At 32.6% G+C, this 20,978-nt stretch carries 17 protein-coding genes and 1 pseudogene; all 18 read right to left on the bottom strand.

The window, feature by feature from the left end; all coding sequences use genetic code 11:
- Nucleotides 1-6 precede the first annotated feature (6 nt).
- Nucleotides 7-267: pseudogene (locus SPB_RS01890) on the bottom strand (hypothetical protein); the annotation flags it as partial.
- Between the two features lie 1,251 nt (nucleotides 268-1,518).
- A complete protein-coding gene (locus SPB_RS11580) occupies nucleotides 1,519-1,653 on the bottom strand; it encodes a hypothetical protein (RefSeq protein ID WP_003105827.1) in 135 nt (44 codons plus the stop codon).
- 61 nt (nucleotides 1,654-1,714) lie between these two features.
- Nucleotides 1,715-3,358 carry a helical hairpin domain-containing protein gene (locus SPB_RS01885; protein ID WP_003105056.1) on the bottom strand — a complete coding sequence of 548 codons (1,644 nt, stop codon included), beginning with the start codon at nucleotides 3,356-3,358 and terminating at the stop codon, nucleotides 1,715-1,717.
- Between the two features lie 3 nt (nucleotides 3,359-3,361).
- Nucleotides 3,362-3,733, bottom strand: a complete 372-nt coding sequence (locus tag SPB_RS01880; protein WP_003105086.1) for a plasmid mobilization protein — start codon at nucleotides 3,731-3,733, stop codon at nucleotides 3,362-3,364.
- A gap of 204 nt (nucleotides 3,734-3,937) precedes the next feature.
- Nucleotides 3,938-4,198, bottom strand: a complete 261-nt coding sequence (locus tag SPB_RS01875) for a hypothetical protein (RefSeq protein ID WP_003103735.1) — start codon at nucleotides 4,196-4,198, stop codon at nucleotides 3,938-3,940.
- 64 nt (nucleotides 4,199-4,262) lie between these two features.
- Nucleotides 4,263-8,114 (bottom strand): PBECR4 domain-containing protein, encoded by a 3,852-nt coding sequence (locus tag SPB_RS01870; RefSeq protein ID WP_003102858.1) that lies wholly within the window; start codon nucleotides 8,112-8,114, stop codon nucleotides 4,263-4,265.
- The gene (locus SPB_RS01865; RefSeq protein WP_003105435.1) at nucleotides 8,115-9,842 is read right to left on the bottom strand and encodes a type IA DNA topoisomerase; all 1,728 of its coding nucleotides are present in this window, start codon (nucleotides 9,840-9,842) and stop codon (nucleotides 8,115-8,117) included.
- A 44-nt stretch (nucleotides 9,843-9,886) separates the two neighbouring features.
- The gene (locus SPB_RS01860; RefSeq protein ID WP_003105373.1) at nucleotides 9,887-10,213 is read right to left on the bottom strand and encodes a hypothetical protein; all 327 of its coding nucleotides are present in this window, start codon (nucleotides 10,211-10,213) and stop codon (nucleotides 9,887-9,889) included.
- A 74-nt stretch (nucleotides 10,214-10,287) separates the two neighbouring features.
- Complete coding sequence (locus SPB_RS01855) at nucleotides 10,288-12,120, bottom strand: VirD4-like conjugal transfer protein, CD1115 family (RefSeq protein WP_003103727.1); 1,833 nt, start codon at nucleotides 12,118-12,120, stop codon at nucleotides 10,288-10,290.
- Nucleotides 12,121-12,657: a DUF3801 domain-containing protein gene (locus SPB_RS01850; RefSeq protein ID WP_003103611.1), complete on the bottom strand. Its 537-nt coding sequence runs from the start codon at nucleotides 12,655-12,657 to the stop codon at nucleotides 12,121-12,123.
- Between the two features lie 71 nt (nucleotides 12,658-12,728).
- The gene (locus SPB_RS01845; protein ID WP_003102354.1) at nucleotides 12,729-13,469 is read right to left on the bottom strand and encodes an LPXTG cell wall anchor domain-containing protein; all 741 of its coding nucleotides are present in this window, start codon (nucleotides 13,467-13,469) and stop codon (nucleotides 12,729-12,731) included.
- Nucleotides 13,470-13,501: 32 nt separating this feature from the next.
- Entirely contained in the window at nucleotides 13,502-14,302 is an 801-nt protein-coding gene (locus tag SPB_RS01840; protein ID WP_254655057.1) for a hypothetical protein, read from the bottom strand.
- Between the two features lie 46 nt (nucleotides 14,303-14,348).
- Nucleotides 14,349-14,624 (bottom strand): hypothetical protein, encoded by a 276-nt coding sequence (locus SPB_RS01835; protein ID WP_003104435.1) that lies wholly within the window; start codon nucleotides 14,622-14,624, stop codon nucleotides 14,349-14,351.
- 25 nt (nucleotides 14,625-14,649) lie between these two features.
- Nucleotides 14,650-15,285, bottom strand: a complete 636-nt coding sequence (locus SPB_RS01830; protein WP_003104064.1) for a hypothetical protein — start codon at nucleotides 15,283-15,285, stop codon at nucleotides 14,650-14,652.
- Nucleotides 15,286-15,301: 16 nt separating this feature from the next.
- Entirely contained in the window at nucleotides 15,302-17,893 is a 2,592-nt protein-coding gene (locus tag SPB_RS01825) for a phage tail tip lysozyme (RefSeq protein WP_037621091.1), read from the bottom strand.
- A gap of 14 nt (nucleotides 17,894-17,907) precedes the next feature.
- Nucleotides 17,908-20,274, bottom strand: coding sequence for a VirB4-like conjugal transfer ATPase, CD1110 family (locus SPB_RS01820; protein ID WP_003104744.1), 2,367 nt, complete (start codon nucleotides 20,272-20,274; stop codon nucleotides 17,908-17,910).
- Nucleotides 20,234-20,584, bottom strand: a complete 351-nt coding sequence (locus tag SPB_RS11435; protein ID WP_254655056.1) for a PrgI family protein — start codon at nucleotides 20,582-20,584, stop codon at nucleotides 20,234-20,236. The genes SPB_RS01820 and SPB_RS11435 overlap by 41 nt, the downstream gene beginning before the upstream one ends.
- A gap of 73 nt (nucleotides 20,585-20,657) precedes the next feature.
- Nucleotides 20,658-20,963 (bottom strand): hypothetical protein, encoded by a 306-nt coding sequence (locus tag SPB_RS01810; RefSeq protein WP_003103337.1) that lies wholly within the window; start codon nucleotides 20,961-20,963, stop codon nucleotides 20,658-20,660.
- Nucleotides 20,964-20,978: the final 15 nt, after the last annotated feature.

The following is a 20,978-nucleotide window of genomic DNA, read 5'->3' as shown; positions in this document are numbered from 1 at the left end:
TCCCCCTCATTTCCATAGTTGCCACCATTTTTTAGATTCTGTTTTTACCGGCTCTTTTTCTTTTGCCTTGTTTCGTTCTTCTTCTGATAACTTCAATTGAGCTTTCAGTCGTTCAATTTCTTCCTGCGCCTCACCCCTTATCGACGAGCCATCTTTCATATCCTCCTGAAGCATTTTAAGAGCTTTCAATTCATTGATTTCTGATTTATACTCTTCTAGTAATTTTTTATCCTGTAAGGCTTGACGTTGTTGTTGGTCTAAAAGATTTTGCATATTACTTAATTGTTTAAATTGTTCATCTTTAGTGTTTTGTAAATCTTTTATCTGCTCTTTTTGATACTCAATTATATCTAGTATACCCGAATTGCTAGTTGATTTCATTGAAAAGTATATAAATCGTGCTATCCTAATCTTAAACCACTAAGAATTAGAAAGCGCACGACCTATATGACTTATAATAGCACACTTACAAAAGTTTTTGTTTATTTACTGACAAGCATTGAAGCGAATCCATTTTAGCAGATACTGTTTTCGAAAACCCATATGTTAAAGGCCTACTGTATGGAGTAGTTCACTCAAATATTAGTAAAACACTTAACAAATCTTCCGAAGATCAGATTGCCTCAAAAATAAAGATCTGCATTTCAAGTGTAATATCTAATAATGATTTAAAAATTGAATCTAGCGATATTAAAGTTGATAAAGTTGATGATGGTTATCAAGTATTATTGGATAGCTCAAAACTATTTATGATTTTTAAGAATGATGAATCATGGCTTTTAAAAACAAGACAATTAATTAGATGAAGACAAAGTTTAAACTCAAAAGTGGCCAATAGGGTATACCCTATTGGACTTATAATTAATTTTTAAGACTCCTTTTTAGCTTGCCAATTAATCTAAATGAAATATTCGTATAATTTTGTTTTATCTTCTTTAGAAGATAAAACAAAATTGCTTAAATTCCTCTCTAACTTTAAAATAAATTCTTGTGTTTGTTTGATACCGAGATAATCTGTAAAATTAACTTTTATGATAATCTCTGGAACAGGAATAGTTGGGTAAATTTCAGAAAAGTAATATCCAAGAATCGCAACTATATCTTTTTGGAAAAAAATATCATCTGTTTCTTTTGGAAAAAGATAAGGTATTGTTGTAACATATTTTTCATTCTTGAAAGAAAATTTATTTATAGAATTACCAACTCTATATAATAGCCCAAGTTCATATTTTTCAGAATTACCATTACCTATTTGTGAAAATTTTAAATCATTATTCCCAAGCTGACTTTTTTCTACAATTTCAGAATAATTTTGAATATAAGAATAGTAGACTATATCAGTTATTGGAGTAATTCCTAAATTCGCAATAGGTATACTTAATTCTGAAAATTTGGATTTAATATCCTTAAGTTCAATTCCTTCATCAGATAAGTCAAAACCTTGTTTATAACCTTCAATAGACTCTTGAATCGCTCCTATACGCAGAACAGGTTCTTTTTCTTTAAGTTCCCTCTCCTTTAGTTTTTTTCAGAATATCTTGCAACTAAAAATGCTCCAATTACTCCTAAAAAAGCTCCTCCAAAATCAATTAAATCACCTAAAGTAAATTCTGGACTGAAGGTAATTATTAAAAATACCAAACTTAATTTCATTTTATCTCCTTAATCATTTTTATTATAGCAAAAATAAAATCAATAAATAAAAAGATCTGTATTACTTTTCTACTTCATTACTTTCCTTATTTCGTGTTAAAGTTCTATTATATTCTCTAGCTTTGGAATTTTTCTCGATTTTTTCATATTGAGTAAAGTCTTTAATAATTTTATCAAATGTTTCTTTTAACCCTTTTTTCTCGATAGAAACTTCAATTACCTGTTTTTCAATTTCTTTAATATCCATGTTTGGTGATACAGATAATTCTTTTAAAACTGCTTCTGCAACCTCTATATCAATTGGATCATTAGAGTTATAATCTTCCAAAGCTGAAGCAATCCTATGAAGTCGTTCAATTTTTTCATCAAGTTTATTTAAGGATTCTTTTGTCTCTTCAATCTGTGCCAGAAAACGACTTTTTAATTCCAAAAATTGATCAGAATCAGAAATATTATGACTGACTAAATAATTATACTCTCGAACCAATAAATCTAATTTTGAAATATTAGGATTCTTTTTAAAAATGTATTCACCACTTTCTGCAGCTAGTTGATTAATTAAAATCGCTCCTTTCATAAATTTGTTACTAGAAGAATTATCAGGATTTATGAAGTAAAAGAAATCTGATTTTTTGATAAAAATATCAAAACTACCATCTTCTACCTGATCAACTAACCGACTTGGAATTTTTACCGTTCCTTCATTTGCAATGCCATATTGCATTTTAAGATAAAGCCCAGTTTCAGTTTTAGCTTCAACTTGCCAAGGTTCTATTTTAACTCTAATTTCAAAATCATCATTTTTTTCTTTTTGTAATTTATCATACTCCATTTTTATTTCAGAGAGTGAATAAACTACTTCATTTTTGGCAATTTGTTTTTCAATCTGTTCTAAAGAATATCGACCTTTTTTTGATAAGCTACTATCCCTTGTATTTCTTTTTTGTTCCCTATCAAGTAATTTATATTTAGCATATTTTCCCGAAAAATCTGTTGATACATTTAACACTTTTGCTTTTTCCTGAAAGTCTTTTAAACTAGTTGAGTGCTTTAAAAGAAACTCTAGACGTGACTTTATTTCAAGTTTGAAAACATTTTCTTTTTGATAAGCAGAATATTCTTTATGACCAAATTTATTTCTTTGTTCAATTATTTTTGCACCTTCAATATCTGCATACTTGTCAGAAATATGTTCCAACGCTTTTTTAGTTCCTTTCTGCCACCTCAACTTATTTAACGTCACAGAATTAGTAGAATTAATATAAATATGATTATGAAGATGACCCTTATCTAAGTGAGTTGCAATGACAAATTGATGACTACCTCCTGTTAATTCTAAGGCAGTTTTTCGTCCTATCTCATGAATTTGTTCAGGAGTTAAATTATCATCAGGATCAAATGATTGAATAATATGGTGAGCAAGAACATCGTTTTTTTGTAACTCTTCGTTATTAGATGGTCGACCTTTTTCTAAATTTGCTAAGTGTTTTAATTGTTTAAATTCTAAATCAGCAGATTCAACATCTACAATTAAATGTCCTGAAATAAGTTGAGAAACAACTTGCCCATCTACCACCTTAACTGGGAAATTTAAGTTAGAATCAACTAACTCTGTTCCTATCGTTTTTGCTCCATCTTCGATATATTTTATTCCTGCTGTCAATTTATTAACTGATTTTATTTGTTTTACTTTTGTAACAACCAAATTTCAACCTCTTCTATCCCTACTTTGTTTTTCAAAAATAGTTATTTCTTTATCAAAGTTATCATCCATTAATTGTTTTACAGACACTAGAGCATCTTGTAAAATTTGATAATTTTCCAAAGTAAATTCTTCAGTTGTGTTAACAAATTTTGCAAGTTGATTAATGTTAGTACCAATACGATTTATTTCAGTTCTAAGTTTAATAAGTTCAGAATAATCAACCATCACTATTTCTCCCGTCAATAACATGTAACGAGCATAAGTATTAAAATTTTTAAAGTGATGATTAGCCATTCTTCTTTTTATTAATTCATTTTCTTCAGGAGTTACTCTTATTTTTTTTTGAATTTCACGATATCGTTTTTCTTCAATCATATTAATATCCTTTCTCAATTTTCATAACAAATTAAGTAACCCCAGTTAGACTTTTCAAACTGGCAAGCATAGCACTTGGGTACCCAATCGCTGTTTTTCAAAGATTTCCCAAACCCTAATTTCTGACAAGTCAGGCATATTAGGGTTGGCCAATCTTTGAAAGTTTTGGGGAAATCCCCAAGCCCCTATTTAGTCCTTTCGACTTTAATTTATTTTAACCTGTTGAAGTATATCTTCTTTTAAGGAGCGATAATCTTCGTCTGATAAAGAGTCCAGGTAAGAGATAGTTTCTTCATATTCCTTTGCTAATTCCCTGTCTACTTCTTTCAATTCTTCAGCATCTTCATCAAGAATGGCGATAGCTTTTCTACGCTTCGCATCTATAAATATTTCATTTCTGCTATAGCCTCCATTGTCGTAATGAAATAAATTTAATAGTAATGTTGTTTCAATTGTTTCATTCATTTTTAGTTCTCTTTCTGTTTTCTTCTATTCATAAAACCAGCCGAAAGTTGAGCGACAATATCCTTTACAGGCTCATCTCGTTGTCGCTCTTGCTCTCTTTTTTTGATGTTTCTCTCGCCTGCTCTTTCTCTTCAATTTTGACAACTTTTTTAGTTTCCTTATTTTTTATACGGGCTAATTTTTCTTGAAAACCGTCTTTTGTTATTTCTTTACTTTGATATTTTTCAAGCACACTATCAATTTTTGTAATTAGATTATCAGTCTCTTTTTGGACTATTTTTATTTGTCCTTCTAAGTCTGTTAAACCTTCTTTATCTTGTGACCAGGTAGCAAGATAACCAAAACTGTATTCGCTTGTATCCATACCATAATGACTGGCAACTACAAATGCAACTGACTCAGCTTGCAACTCTTTTGTACTTCTAGACAATGGTTGTTCAATCATTTTATCTAAAGTATGTAATTCAGAATGTGCCATTTCATGAAAAAGTGTTTTTAGTGTTTGTTGCTCTGACATACCTTTTAAAATTGAAATGGAATTTGTTTGTCTTGAATAAGTACCATGTGCCCCATTTAGATCATCTGCAAATTCTACCGCAATTCCATTTGCTTCAGAAACTTTTTTTGCAGATTTATAGAGGTTACCATAATCTTGATATGTACCTTCAAGATCATAAATAGGTTTTGCTAATTCTTTGCCATCTGTTTGAGAGACGTCGAAAACTGGAACAAGTTTGAAGAATGTTTTTGTCTTTTCTTTTCCTTCTTTATCAAGAAGAACTTTCCCAGTTTCAGGATCCTTTTGCTTAACAGTAACTGGGGCAAAAATACGCATTGATTTTTCGCCTTTATTTACACTTCTATCAAAATCTTCTTTCCATTTTTTAAATGAAGCAACATATGAAGCATTTGGATTTTGTGCTAATATCAGCTGGATATTTCTTGGGGAATAATGATGAAATTTACTTAAAGCAGTCAGATATTCTTTATAGACATCTGACTTGAAATAATCTTTGACACCTTCTTTTAAGAGTTGTGATAGACCCTTACTATCTTTCTCTTGTATCATTTCAGAAACTGTTTTTGATACCTCTGAAGGAATTTTAGATTCAGGTTGACTTTGCTCTGCTTGTAAAGGATTGGAGCCAAAACTTACTTCTTCGTGATCTGATTTTCCATCTCCATCACTGTCTGCACTATATGGATTGGTTTCCAAATTTCTTTCTACTTCATCAGGAATCCCGTCTCCATCTGAGTCACGTTCTTGTTCTTCTCTTTGAGCTACAGCAATATTTATTGCTTCACTATACTCTTCATTGTTAGACATTTTTATTTCTCCATGTTCTTTAATAAGATCACTAAGTTTACTATTGATAATTTCTTTAGTAGCTAAAAAATCATGATTAAGTTCTTCTAGTTTATGTAAAACTATGTCAGGTGATTTTGAATTTAATTCTTCAGAGATTGTTTTTACTAATTCTTCCATTGAGTAAATGTTGTACTTGGGATCGACACTATTAATCATAAATGTTGTATCCCCCATGGTTACGTGAACAGATTTATTTTGTAATAAATCATCGATGTTACTTGATTCAAAATAATCAGTTGTTATTTTTGATAGCAACTCAGGATTTTGAAACTGATTTTCAAAGTACGACTCATCAGTCCAAATATAACCCTCTTCAGCATGACTTTCTAAACTAGATAATAATTCTAAAATCGCCTGATACGAATAAACATTGTCAGGTATATCAGCACGAGTAACGGTTGTAAAAAGCAAATCAATTTTTTTAAATTCTTCAAATAAATCAGGTATATTTTTTTCAAATTGATTGACTGTTGGCTTTTCATCATAGCTATCAAAAATTTGTTGCAGGATAAATATATCTTCGTCTTCAACTCCTTCTTTCATAAAATTGACAAAAGAGTTAACAATTTCTTTCGGATAACTATTTGAATAACGTAACTGAAACTTTTGTATTCTTTCATCTAAATCAACTTCACTAGAACTTGTAGACATTTCCTTTACTCCATTTTCTCTATTTTGCAATTGCTTCACAGCTTCAAACATCTGTTTCTCATCCTCTTTAACAAAATTATTATTTACTGACAATGTTCTTAGAATATTATCTTTTTCAATAAAAACACCTAAAATCACTTTCTCTTGATTGAGTGAATCAAGTTCAATATTTAAAGTCGTATTTGGTTTTAACAATGTTGCGGGAAAAGAAGATTTCTCATCTGTTCTAAAAGCTAGCATAATATCTTTATCATCTGATCGTATTGCTTTTTGAACATCTAAGCGCCCCATTTTTTCAACTGAAGTTAAATCATCAAAAACAAATGAATCTGTTTCAAATATTTCAGGTAATAAAGGTAAGAGTTTGATTTTATCCTTGAAACCATTGCTAATGGTTAAGTTAGGATATGTACCTCTACCTGAAGCAATATCATCAATAAAAGTTTCTGAAAGTGATATAACATGCTCGGCATAAACTGGTGCCATTCCTGTAAGATGCATCCAATGGCGTTTTTCAAAGTTAACCTGGAGCATTTTGACATCTTCTTGATCCTGGTAAAAATAGGTTACCTTGCTATTTGCAATTTCATTCTTATACCACATTGCCGAGTTTTGAATATCTTCAGCATAACGATTTAAATAGCGAACATCTCTATCGATAATAGGTCTCATCCTAGGACTATGACTTGACTTAATTGACCGTTCAATGTTAAAATACAAGTGAACATTGGCAGGAAAATCAGGTTGAGTTTGAATTAATTCTTCAGGCTGTGGTGCTGTCCTTGAAGGTTCGCCTTCTAAATAACCGGAATTGCGATTGAATAGTTCGCCCCCAATGTTATTAGATAGCTCTTGACTTCGGTTAAGGGCTTTTTCTTTTTCCCTTTTTAAGTAGTCATTCCAATCTATCTTATCGGCACCTTCAGTAAGCGGTGGTAAGTCCACTACTAGGTTAATTTTTTTTGATTCTAAACGATCAACAAAAGTTTTTCCTGCCTGGTCATTATCTACTGCTAAAGTAATCAAGTCATGATATTTTTCATCCCTTAAAAAATTAGTTACTTGTGATGTGTGCGCTAAAAATGTTGGGTAATTTTTAGCCTCGACTTTTTGCTTTAGAACACCCATTTCAAATAGAAGGTCTCCAACGTGTCGACTGACAGTTGACTCTTTTAGCCCATCCATAGCAACCAATCGCACATCCTGAAGAGAAGCTTTATGTAATTCATAATAGCTCATCAAATCAATAGGTGCTTCAGCAAATACTAACCGTTTAGGCTCACCAATATCAACGTGCATCCCTGTCATGCCATCTGATGCCCTCATTATTTGTTTTAAGCGCCCCCTTGTGTAAAGGTCATTATTTTTCCTTATCCCCTGAAGAGAAGCTCCTACAACGTCATTTTGAGGGTCTAGGCTCTTAAAAACAATAACTGGCTCAAATATGTCACCGCTCTTTTTTTTTGCTTGAGTGACAACTCTTTTATCGATAAAGTAGTCGATAGTTTTATCTGAGAGTTTCCGCTCTTCTTTCAAGTATTGTCTAGCTTCATAAAAATCTGTTTCATAAGGCTGAAGATAATAAGAAAAAGGCTCTCTTTCAGCTTCTTTTTCAAGATCTACAGCATCAAAATTGCCTTCTTCTAAAAAATGTTTTGCCTCTTTAAAGGTTAAATCTTGTCCTGTTTGTTCTTTACGGACAACTTGTACCATAGAAAGAACATCCCCACCAGTTGAGCGAGAAAACCAATTGTAGTAGTTACCCGAAGTATTAATAACAAAAGAATCATGTTCCTTCCAGGAAAAGGTCTGACTACCTTTTCTCTCTAATTCCATACCTAAACTATCTGCCACACCTAAAATAGAAAGCTGTTTTAAATCTTCAATTTTAGCCACCTACATCACCTCTTTTTCTAATTGTGCTGAGATTGCCTTTTTTGTTTGCTCAATAAACCAGACCTTTGACCGTTTCCCTTGACCGACTAATTGGAGAGCCGTTTCCCACTTTCCAATTGTTTCAGGGTTTGTGTACATGACCTCAAGATTATCCAAGAATAAAACCAACACTTTCCCACGATTAGTTGGAAAAAGTTGTCCTGTTTTCTTATCCCGAGTGATATAATCACGATCAATAATATTTTTAATAATACCAGCTCTTGTTGCAGGAGTTCCTAAATTATACTTTGGTAATACGTCATCCAATAAGCTACTTTCTGTCAAACGTGCTGGTGGTTTTGTTTTATCTTCTTTAAGATTTGCTTGAGTTGTCACTTGCGAACCTTGCTGATAGGGGGGCAATACTGCATCTTTATTTTCTTTTTCAGCAAGTTTTGTCCACCCTTCACTAGTCATTACATTCCCTTTTGCAACAAATTCTTGACCGTTATTTTCAAGTACTACTTGTGTTGCTTGATAACGATAATCAGACGCAAACATTAAAATTGTCCTTTTTAGAATCTCAAAATAAACAGTTTTTTCATCCCCTTTTAAATTGGCAACTTCAGTTGTGTTTTCAGTTGGTATGATCGCATAGTGTTCCATTTGTTTATCTTGGACAAACTTCTTACGTGGAGTTAAGTTAGGTAATTCTTCAGATATATTCAACAAGCTTTTATAATCCTCTAAATGCTTGATAAGGTAATCAAATTCATTAGGAGTAATTAACTTATGATCTGTTCGAGGATAAGACGTTACTCCTTTTTGGTACAAAGATTGAGTCAACTCTAAAGTATAAGTAGAGTCAAAACGATACTTTTCACTCATTTCTGATTGAAGACTTGTTAAATGATATAAATTTGGGGCTACCACAGCCTTATTTTCGCTTTGTACAGCTCTGACAACAGAATACCCATCCAGTGATTTTAAAACGCTCTGAGCGTCTTCTATGGTCGTATATTTAGCTTTGTTTTTGAAGACTGTTCCTGATTCGTCTTCTATTTCAATTTTCCAATAAGGCTCCGATTCAAATTGTTCAATAGAAAGATCATTTTCAACAATTAGGGAAACAATCGGTGTTTGTACTCGTCCAACGGACATTTTTTTATCTTTTTCACCAATAAATCCCATCTCTCCTAATTTTATTGAAGTCCATGGACTTAAATTAAAACCTACCAACCAATCAGCTTTTGCACGTGCTTCAGCCTCTTCAGCATATTGAGCAGTTTCTTGAGCTGGCCTTAATTGTTTAAAGGCCTTCACTATTCCTGATTCTGTGAGAGAATTTACCCATAACCGATATTTTATTTTTTTAAGTCCATTTGGGATAAGTCTCAAAATAAGGTAAGCAATAGCTTCCCCTTCTCGGTCAGCATCCGTTCCAATGATAATAGCATCAGCATTTTTAACTTCACTTTTGATTAGACTAAATTGTTTTTTCTTATCGGTTTTAACTTCATATTCAAATTTCTCAGGAAAAGCAGGTAAATTTTTTATATCCCAATTTTCATAGTTTTGATAAGGATTTTTGATTTCAACTAAATGACCAACAGCTGACACAACAGAGACTTGGCCATCTATTAAGTCTGTTTCAACTCGCCATACACCTTTTTCATTCTTTGCTTTTCCAAGAGCATTAGCATATTTTTTAGCCTGATTAGGCTTTTCAGCAAGTATTAAATATTTCACGTTATCACGTCCTTTCTAATCTTTATTTTTTTATTAATTATTCCTTAGTCTTCATAAATTAATTGATCAATATATTTTTGGAGATAAATAAGCTCTTCCTTCGACTCCTTTATTGGATAAACCTCAACCGTCTCTTGATATGTTTTTGAATATGTAAATAATTGAGGTGCAATTAATTTAAAATTTTGTAAATCTATTGTTTTTATAAGTGTTGAAACGAAATGATTAAGTACTTCACCTTGTGAGCTTTCTTCATTAAGGTCATAATTTAATGCAAAGTTTTTTAGAGCATCTGCCATTGTTTCTATTTCAATATTGGCAAAGACGGTATCAAAATAACCGACTCCGATTTTTTCATGTGTTGTTATCATTTTTTCACCTAACAAAAAAGAGTTAGTTCTTCTAACTCTTTCTTTCTATATTTTTTATTTATCCTACTTCCCGACTATTTAACTGGTAAACTTGTTTCTATTACCTTTGATGCTGTCGTGTGAATTAATCTTTCGTGATTAACATTAGCATCCCAATCATCCATATTTGACATTGACCTAATGTATCGATACCACTTCCCATCATCAGGGCTATTAGATAATTCTTTTGCACGTGGATGCTGAAGAACATTAGTTTTCTTATCACTAAAGACATTTTGCTTAGAAATAAATACCAATGCTTCGTCTACACCGATACGTGCAATCTCATCAGGTGTTAAGAGGTCACGTTGAGCTGTCTGTATAGATAGACTACTTGATCCCTGTGTTCCTCTCGTTTGAGAATGATTTTTTATATTGATAGTTTGTTTACCACTCCTCATTGAGAAATAGCTCATGGTTTCTTTATCATTAGTACCTAAATACAACAATGTTGCGCAGTTATTAAAGATAGTCTCCCATTCATCTTTATAGAGAGCTTTTAGTTGACTAATTGCTTGAATAATAATATCAATTGAAATTTCACGTGATCTAACTGAAGAGAGTGTTTCTGTAAAGTTTGGAAAACGTCCAAAGTTAGCAAATTCATCAAGAATTAGTCTGATATGAAGAAGACTTCCAGGATCGCATGTTTTATGCTTTCCTTGGATAATTTCATCAGCAGTTTGAGGTAATTGTCGAAACATCATAGTAAACATAGTTGTTGCAATAAAATTATATGACTTATCTGTTTCAGGAATAGCAATAAATACCGCAGTTTTTTCTGTTTGCCACTTCTCCATTTCCATAGAGTCTCTTGCAATTAAATTTCTAACCGCATCATGATCAAATACTGCAAAGCGTGAAGAAGCCACGGATAAAACAGAAGTCATAGTTTTATCTTCAAAATTTGAATTAAATAGTTCCCATTGTCTACAAGCATAGTTTCCTTCAAGTTCTTCTTCAAGTTCAGAAAACATGATTTCAACAGGGCTAGGAGTATCTTCATCTTCACGCTTAATATTACGTAATAAATCAGCAACTTGAGCTATATTTGGTTCATATTTGCCAAGTACCTTCCCATCAAAATAAAGATAGCCAATTAAAGATCTCATTAGTAGCATCTCTGCTTGATTCCAAAAATCCTCACCACTATTATCTGAGCGCTTAGTACCAGCTATGATTGCTTCAGCAACTCTATCAATATCCAATTCACTGTGCATATAATGAAAAACATTAAATTGATTTGAATTAGAAAGATTTACCAGGTCGAATACTTTTATTTTATAGCCATTATCTTCAAGCATCTTACCAGTTTCACGAACTAGTAACCCTTTAGGATCTGTGATAACAAACGAGCTATTCATTTGCATTAAATTAGGTTTTACAAAGGTAAATGTTTTACCGTCACCAGGAAGACCGACTGTTAGGGTATTCTTATTCAGTTGTTTATTAAAGGGTAACCGTTTATTGAATAGCCCCATTCTTGCATTTTGACTAAAAATCATATCATTTTCAGGTTCTTTATCTCTAAATGTTGCTAACTCCTTTACAGTTGCATACCTAGCAGAACCATATTCTTCACCATAACGATATTTTCCTTTATCATGAACACGAAGATAAAACAACATAATAATTAGAAATGCAACAGCACCTCCATATAAACTAGCTGTCGTAAATTGCAAGTCAACTAATGCTTTACTTGACCAATGATCGTACATCCAATTAAAAGATTGACTATCAAACATTGTAACTTCAATACTTTTTGGTGCAATAGAATAAAGTTTAAACAACCAATGAGTAACATAGAAGGCTATCAATCCAAATAATAAATATGGTAAAAATTTTCTTTTCTTTTGTTCAGTAACCATCTATAATTCTTTCTCTCCTTTCGCCTTGATTTTTGTTCCTTTTTCTTTAACTTTTGATTTCTTTGCGATTTCAGATTTTACTTGCTTTTTATAGTATGTAAGTTTCTCTTTGACAGACATATTTTTGGGAGTTTTAACTAAACGTTCTTGAAGCTTTTGGGATTTTTGGGAGTCCGTTAAATCATTGATTACACCTTTGAAACTAGCTTCTAGAGCTTTAATGTTTTTAGCATCAATGGCGATAATACTTGTACCATCTCCATTATCTTTTATTGAAAATCCTATATCGTACCCCTTCAAATACTCAGTGAGTCTTTCACTATTGACTTCACTTGTCATAAATGTTTCAAAATGTTTTGTTTCTCTCGTTTCAAGAAACTTATTCCAGTTGACTTCTCCACTATAAGTTTTACTCTCACGAAAATTTTTTAACTGTGAAGCCGAGTGTTCCATTGCATAATACATTGACTTTAGAACAAGTTCACCAGTCAATTTATAAACATCCGCAATTTTAATACCAATACGTTCTTGATCCATATGTTCTCCTCGAAATTGATTTAAATAAAAATAAAAGACCACAGTTTGTGGCCTTATTACTATTAATATTTTTATTTTAGTTCTTTTTTACTTTTAAACGCAAGAACCATACTTGCAAAAGCTGACAGTAAACCAAGAATTTTAAAGATAGTATTTTTACTATCACCAGTATGAGGTAAAGTTACTAATTTGTTGTCTTTTGTCTTAACTGTATAAGTATTATCACTGTTTTCTTTAGCTCCTAATTCAGTTAAAGTCTTACTAGAACCGTCTGATAACGTTGCAACACCATTTGTAATACCTGTAATAACTTTATTATTCCCAAGATCTACAGGTGCCTCAGGTGTAGGGGTCATAATTGGTGAAGTTGGTGTATTAGAACTTGCACCTGGTGTTGTTCCAGGATTTGGAGTATTAGTATCTGTACCTGGTGTTGTTCCAGGATTTGGAGTATTAGTATCTGTACCTGGTGTTGTTCCAGGATTTGGAGTATTAGTATCTGTACCTGGTGTTGTTCCAGGATTTGGAGTATTAGTATCTGTACCTGGTGTTGTTCCAGGATTTGGAGTATTAGTATCTGTTCCTGGGGTTGGAGTACTAGTATCTGTGCCTGGGGTTGGAGTGCTAGTATCTGTTCCTGGGGTTGGAGTGCTAGTATCTGTGCCTGGAGTTGGAGTGCTAGTATCTGTGCCTGGGGTTACTACACCAGTACCAGGTTGAGTCGTTCCTGCTGTAACATCTGCGGATACAGTTGTTCCTCCTAAAAGGATAGTTGCAATGGCCATAGAGCTAATTAATAATGATTTTTTCATGATTTTTCCTTTTCTTTTTTTTAAATTTTTGATTATGGATATTGAGTTTCTTTTGGTTGCTTAACAACTTCAAATCCATATCGACTAGTTGTAGCCTTTTTAACTATAATAGTAAGCCTTTTTGTTCTCACCTCGTCTTTCTCTTTAAGTGCGATAACATAGGTCAATGCTTGTCTTTTGTTTTCTCTTTGACTAACCTTTTCTAATAGAACAGATTGTAGTGTCGCTTCTTGTACAGAAATATTATTTGAAGAAATAAAATCCTTTAAATGACTATCATTTCCTGAAAAGTAATTAGGTAAAAAATAGCGACAAAAGACATCACTTTCACCTGATTCTATTTTGTTAAAAGACTGAATTGTCTTAACTGATGAATAATTAGTAGTTTCAATTTTATGTGCCTGGTTCAGTACTAGAGAAAAACTAAGAATAGAAAAGATTAAACTAAGCAAAGTTAGACAAAGCATCAACAGTTTAGGTAGATAAAAAACTTTTTTATTAGTTAAGTCCTGATTTTTTAGTGAACTTTTTTTTTCTTGCAAAGATACCTTTTCAGGTGCTGATACAGGCATTGTAAGGCTTTGTTTCTTCTTCAGCAAGGGCTCTTGTTCTTCAGGGCTGTTTCCCAACTTCTTTTTTTGAATTAAAGAGAATTTCTTCTTTTCCTTCTTTAAGCCAAAATTTGATAATGCTTCTTCTACTATCTCCTGAAGGGGGAGAGTAACGCTTGAAGTGTCTAAAACAGTCCCTTCATCAGATAGCTGTTCTAATAAGAGAATTATCTCTTCACCTCGATCAGCACTCCAAACTGATTTTTCATTAATAGCAGACAAAACATCATCCCTATTGTTAAAGTTTTCTTGAACTCGAGACTGAATATTAGTTATCCGAAACATGTGCATCATCTCCATTCTCAGAAGAACCTACCTGAGGATCATGTTCAGATTTTGCATATTCCTCAAGTTCTTCAAAACTTTTTCCAGTTTCAGATAATAAAGCAACAATTAAATCAGATTTCACTTCTGTTAGATCTTTAATAGTCTCTTTTTCTTTCTGAATAAAAATAGCTTTCTGTTTTTGAATTTTTTCCAAAGCCTGTTCCAACTTATCTTTCTTTTTATAAAGTTGTTGACTTGTATTTTTTCTAGTGACCATTCTTTCTCTCCTTTTCGGTGTCTAGTTAAGGGTTACTACTAGCTTTTGTTGAGTCTTTTATTTCTTGACTTGTTTCGGTTTCAGTTGACGAACTGCTATCTAAGGTGCCATAATCTCCAGTTGAATCTGTAAGTATAATTGATTCCATCTTATTTACTTTCAATTTACCCTTTTCATCAACATATGTTAGACGTTGAGTAACCTTATTCATAACATCTTTTTGTGCAGTTTTATAATTTTTCTTTTCATCAAGTTGAGTATTTACATAGTCCACTTGTACGATAACTTGTTTATGAGCTTCGTCAATATAAATCTCAGCATCTTTTAATTCAAAATCCACTACAAATCCTTTGTAAGTTTGACTTTGAGGTTCATTTTCCATTGAAACAGTTTGATTATAAAGAGCATCAGTCATATATTCCTTATACCTTTGTCTGTTTTCACCAAGATCTTTTTTTGTATAATAATTTAACAAAAAACTTTTTACTTGTTTTTGTGTAATATTACTTTTTGAATTTGTTGAAGTAGACTTCTCTGTTTTCGCCTTATTAGCATTATTTGAAGTGCCTTGGCCAATGCCGACACCAATTGTACAAGCCAATATAACTACTAATATATAACCTACAATTTTTAAAATTTTTATTTTTTGAGTATCAAACATAAATCTCCGTCCTTTTTTATTTTGGTGGTATTGCAAACGTATAGCAAGTTGCATTTGTTTTAACACCCCAATGTATTCTATTCTGCACACCATTATAGTTACATTCAGAAATTAGGAATGTTCCGTCAGGGTTAACGTACTCAACATAAGAAACGTGTCCGTACATGGGAATAGTACCATCAAAGCCACCCGTTGTTGAACAAACAGCACCAGCAACTGGTTTATTACTAAATTTCCAGCCTTTAAGTACAAGCCCTCTAACCCAATCTTGACCATTTCCTAGGTAGTTATAATGTGGTGAGCCAGCTTCAACAAGACGATTATAAACATACCATGTACATTGACCAGGGGGATATGTATTCCCTGCTAAAGAGCTAGAGACAGTAGCTGATGATGGGAATGTTTTTAGCTTATTTCTATAAGATTCAGGGAAATCAAAAGAACTTTGAAGGGTTTTACTTCTACCTTTTGCCCCTCCTGAAGTTGGATGTTTAAGGTAGTTTAATACTTGTTGAGCATTATTTACACGTTCTTTAGTTTTATCACCTTGATTACCTTCCCAACGACTCGCAAACTTCACCGCTAAAGTTGAAACATTTTCATTTGAGTGAAGGATTTCTTTTAAAGTCGTTATGTAATACGGACTATCACCATTTAACATAAAGTCCAATTGAAGCTCTAGGTCATACCATTTTTTATTTTTCGATTTTGCAAACTTAAGTAGCATGGTATGTCTTGTCGCTCCATCTGCTGTATCAGTCCATTGACCTAAACCAAGCCCTCTATGAAGGATATTTCCATAACGACCATTATAGATACTTGGACCACCCATTGTTAGCCAAGCCTCATCATCCCATGATGAAGCTGAAGCACCAACAGGTGGACTTAGATAATCTCCCTCAGCACGTTTAGGGTTAATAGAACTTTCAGTCCAAAAACTACCTAATGCTGAAGCAACTCCATTTTGTGTGACTTTAGGATCTTGCTTTTTTAAAAAATTATAGATGGAAGTAATTTTTTTGGCCATATCTCCTTCAATTGACATATCCGTCATAACAGATGTTGTTTGACTATATTCAACTTTAGGAAGATAAAAGCCAACATTTACCCAAGCCCACTTATTCTGTTTTTTATCTTTTAGTTTTTGATAGTAAATTTCTTGGCCTTTTCCAGAACCTACCGCTCCTATCTCTAACCCACTTTTAACAGTATCTCCATTTTTAACTCTTAGACGGTTAACATTTTTATAAGTGAATTCAGCTGTCTTTGCTTTAATAATGACGTCCGAGTTCTTAATAACAATTTTACCTTCCATAACAGCATAAAGAGGTGAACCCTTGTCTGCCTTTAAAATAGACCCATTGTAAAGTTTCGTTTTTGAAGTATAACCAAACCTTTTAGTTACGGTTAAAGGTACTATTGTATCATCATCAGGTTTGTTAGTGAGAGGATTTTCCAGCTCGTTATAGGAGATATAATAACCTAGTTCTTTTCCCTGCTCTAAAACCTCTTCATATTCCCTCTGATCATCCTTATTAAGTTTTAAATACTTATTATTAGTAGAAGTATAAATATCTGCCATTGTCTTCAGATTATCTTTATCTCCATTTAAATCACCCCAAAGTGTTGTTAAAAGCTCTTTATAGGAGTGTTTAAACTGATACCATTTTTTATCTTTTGAATCGTAATTGCTATTCAAAGTATAGTCTTCATGTTTATAGCCCATAAACGTCATGATACTATCAATATCAGTCCAATAATCAACTTCACTAGTTGATTTTTCTCGATCAATCTTTGAAAGATAAGTCCAGGAGTCAGTAAGGTCAAATTCATCTTGAGAAACGGTTGACCCACCACCACCTGATACAACACCTAATAGTGCAATTATGATGAAGCCAATCAGAATAATTAAATACGCTTTAGCTGAGAGTGGATTCTTCAAGATTGCTAAAATAGGTTTACTCATTTTTGAAGTAACATTTTTAAAAGCTTTTGCACTTTTTCCGACTTTAGAGCTATTAATTTTTGCACGAGACTTTTGATATTTATTTTTAAATTTTGTTTCCCATCGATCAGGAACAGCCGTCCGAGTAAAACCTCGACCTTTTAGAAGATTGTAAGCTTTATTTCCAACGTGATAAGTTGATTTACCAGTATTACTTCCAATTTTAAAAGAATACCGACCAATCTTTTTGGCTTGTTGAACCTCCGCATTTACCCGTCTAAACTTCTGTCTAGCATTTGATATCCCCTCAAGTCCTTCATCTTCTTGAAAAGCTGAGTCAATAGCAGATGATACTTGATAATGGCCTGCTTTAGCTATTTTTTGAACCCCAGTACCACCGTTTCTTTTGATTGCTCCTTTCTTTTTTTCCTGAGTAGTTTTGATATTATCTTTTAAACTTTTAACTTCCTTACTGTATGCCTCCTTACGTGCCTCGTGCTTTTTACCCAAATAACGCTTTTCAGCATCTGTACTTGTTTTTAGTAGCTTCTGATCATTTTTTTCAGCAATTTTATAGTTTTGTTTTGCTGTCCGTAGTTCAGACTTAGCTTCTTCGTGATCATGCAAGGCATTTTGAAGGTCTTGTCTTGTTTGTTTAGACAACAAAACACCTCCTTTTATGCATCAGTAGCAACAAGTTCAAATAACCTTGTTTGCTTAGGAATTGGATTTTCAAAAGGCACAACAACTTGACCCGCAACAATTAACCCTGTACCTTTTGATTTTGGTTTTTCAATATACCTGGTTAAAGTTGGCGTAAGTGTTATAGCTTTAGAAAGAGCTAGTAAGTCTGATTTTTTATGTTTCAACAAAATCATAAATTCACTATTTGAGACTAACTTTCTACCTTCTTCTTTGTTCATTAGTGTTTCAATATTTTGAGTGATAGCTGTAGCAATCGCACCATATTTGCGGACACGTGAATAAAGTTCTGTGAAGAAAATAGCTTGAGCTTCTTCTTTGAAGAAAAGTTGTACTTCATCAAAATAGATTCTTGTTGTCACCTTACCTTGAGACGAAACAACTTGATTCCATATATAATCTTGAATTACCATCATTGCAAATGGTTTAAGCTTACCTGTTAGTCGCTTAAGATTAAAGATTACAAAACGGTCTGTGATATCAACATTTGTTTCATGTGCAAAAACGTCCTGAGAACCTTTTGCATAGATTTCCGATTTTAGAGCTAACTCTTGTGCTTCAGGTTCTTCTTGCTCTTCAAGAATATCATGCCAATCACGAAGAGTAGGAACTCTACCTAACTTTGAAAATCTCCTATAAGTCTCACGGGTCACACGGTCAATGATAGTGTACTGGACATCTCCAATTTCATCCAAAATGGATTCAAATAAACCCATTAAAAGGTTGGATTTATCTCCAATTGGATCACTGTCTTCATCTTTTAGCTGACTCATGTCAGGTAAATCCATCAAGTTAAGGTGGGAACTAGAACCAATAAAGATATCAACTAGTTGAGCTTTAAATTCTCGCCCAATATCTGAATATTCGTCTTCGGGATCCACAATTATAATTCTGTCTTCAATATTCTTTAAATACGTTGGAATTATCTCCATCGTCTTAACTGTTACTGACTTACCTGATCCTGAACTACCTAAAACAACTCCTGAACCTGTGTTTAAATCTGCTTTACGATCAAGCGTAATAACATTATTAGATAACTGATTTTGTCCATAATATAGAGCATTTGGGCTATCTGATTTCAAATCAACATTTGTGAAGGGAACTTGAGTTGCTAGATTAGCGGTTGTCATATCTCTTACAAAACATCTCTTTACATTCAAAAAAGTGTGACCAATTGGAAGAATCGTATTGAGGCCTTCTTCTTGATGATAATAACAATCTTCAAATTCAATACCGTTTTTTCTTGAAGCTGTTTGAATTTTATCAGTAAAACCGGCAAGCTCTTCTTCATCTTTTGCCTTAAAATAAATAGCAATGATTCCAATGAATGCCTTTTGGTCATTTTCATCAATTTCTTGTTTCCAACGTTTAGTAGATTCTGAGATTTCTCTTGAACGTCCACTTACTGCTAAATCTTGATCAATTCCTTCTTGTGCACCCGATCTTTGAGCTTTAACCATTTCTGCTTTAATAGTCGTATCAGCATTGTTAATTTTTTTTATGAACTGTGAAGGCTCATAAGGTTCAGCTTGAACTGAAATTGCCAATTCTACTCCAATATCCGTTAAGCTTTTAATCAGCTTATCCGTTAAAAATGTTGGATAGTTTTTGGCATACATAACCTTAGCTACCTGGTCATTAATTCTAAATCGATTTTCTAAGAAATGGATACGATTAGGAGCAATAAAATCTTTTGAGTGTAAATCTGACAAGGCAATATCCCTGTAAGTGTATGATAACCTTCTCTTACCTTGTAAAAGCTCTATGAAGAGATCTAATCGTTCTTTTCCGTCTAACTCCTCAAAGCCAATATCCATTTGAGAGTATTGGTTTTCTAATGCACTTCCTAACTCACTCAAGTTAGAGTCTGCTTGTCCACGATTGTAAGCATCTGTTTTTAAAGTAACAAACTTTTCTACCTGAAAATTTTTAGAATCACTCGAAAAACGACTCTCTATGATGTCATTGTATTCATTTCTAAATTTATCAAATTCATCATGTTCTTGAGTAAACTTAATATTTTCAATAGCATTATCATCAATCCTACGATTAATTACTAGTAACTGGTAAACACTTCCAGCATCCAATGAGTTCAACGCTTCAGCATGTGTATCAATAACATCAATTTTTTCATCTTGACTTGAAGACACATAGGCAACATCACCTAAACGATATGTTCTTGACCATTCATTTTTAGCAATGTGCATCAGACCATTTTCAAATAAACTATTATATTTGATTGTGTTTTGTGTTGAAGCTCTTAGTGAACGTTTCAGTCTAGCTTTACGTTCTTTTTCAGCTTTAGTTAGCTTCTTTGGTTTTTTTCCAATTTTTAAAATCATCTTTTGTAAAAACATCTCCTTCCATAAATTCTGTTACATAACCTCTTTTTTGAACTTTAAGGTTAAAAATCACTTTCTCTTTAACATCTTCATCAAAGCCCATTCCGTAAATAATAAATGGAGGCGCAATGATTAATGCCACTAAATACATAAAAATTTCAGAGAGTCCAAGTAAAGAAATTGAGACCGTAAAAGAAACAACAATCATCATTCCAATAATCATGACTAAGATTCTCTTGGTCATTCCAAATGCAACTGGTCTTTCATAGTTATCAAACTGCTTTAAAAACTCACTTCCTAATTTATTCATATTTCCTCTTTCTAACCAAAATAAAAACACCTTGCAAAAGCAAAGTATTAGTTCAACTATTAAATTGTGATACTTAATTTTTTATATCTGAAATTGTTACATAAACTGATGCAATAAAACCTAATCCTAAGATTATTAAAATTGACATTCCATCAAATGGTTCAAAACTTTGATTATCTAAGAATACAACATTATAAAATCCACTAGCAATAAACCAAAATAAAGCAAAACCAAGTGACATTTTTACCCAATTTATCAATACGGATAATATAAAGAAAGTAGTTGCAATTAAAAACCCAAGAATCATCATTAAGCCTGAAAAAATAAATCCAAAGAATGATCCTATACTATGACCAAATGAAACCCCTGATTTTTTCATATTATTTCTCCTTTT

The sequence above is a fragment of the Streptococcus parauberis NCFD 2020 genome, assembly GCF_000187935.1.
Classification (GTDB): Bacteria; Bacillota; Bacilli; order Lactobacillales; family Streptococcaceae; genus Streptococcus; species Streptococcus parauberis.
The sequence above is the reverse complement of the archived record's forward strand: the minus strand, read 5'-3'. Positions and strand labels throughout refer to the sequence as shown.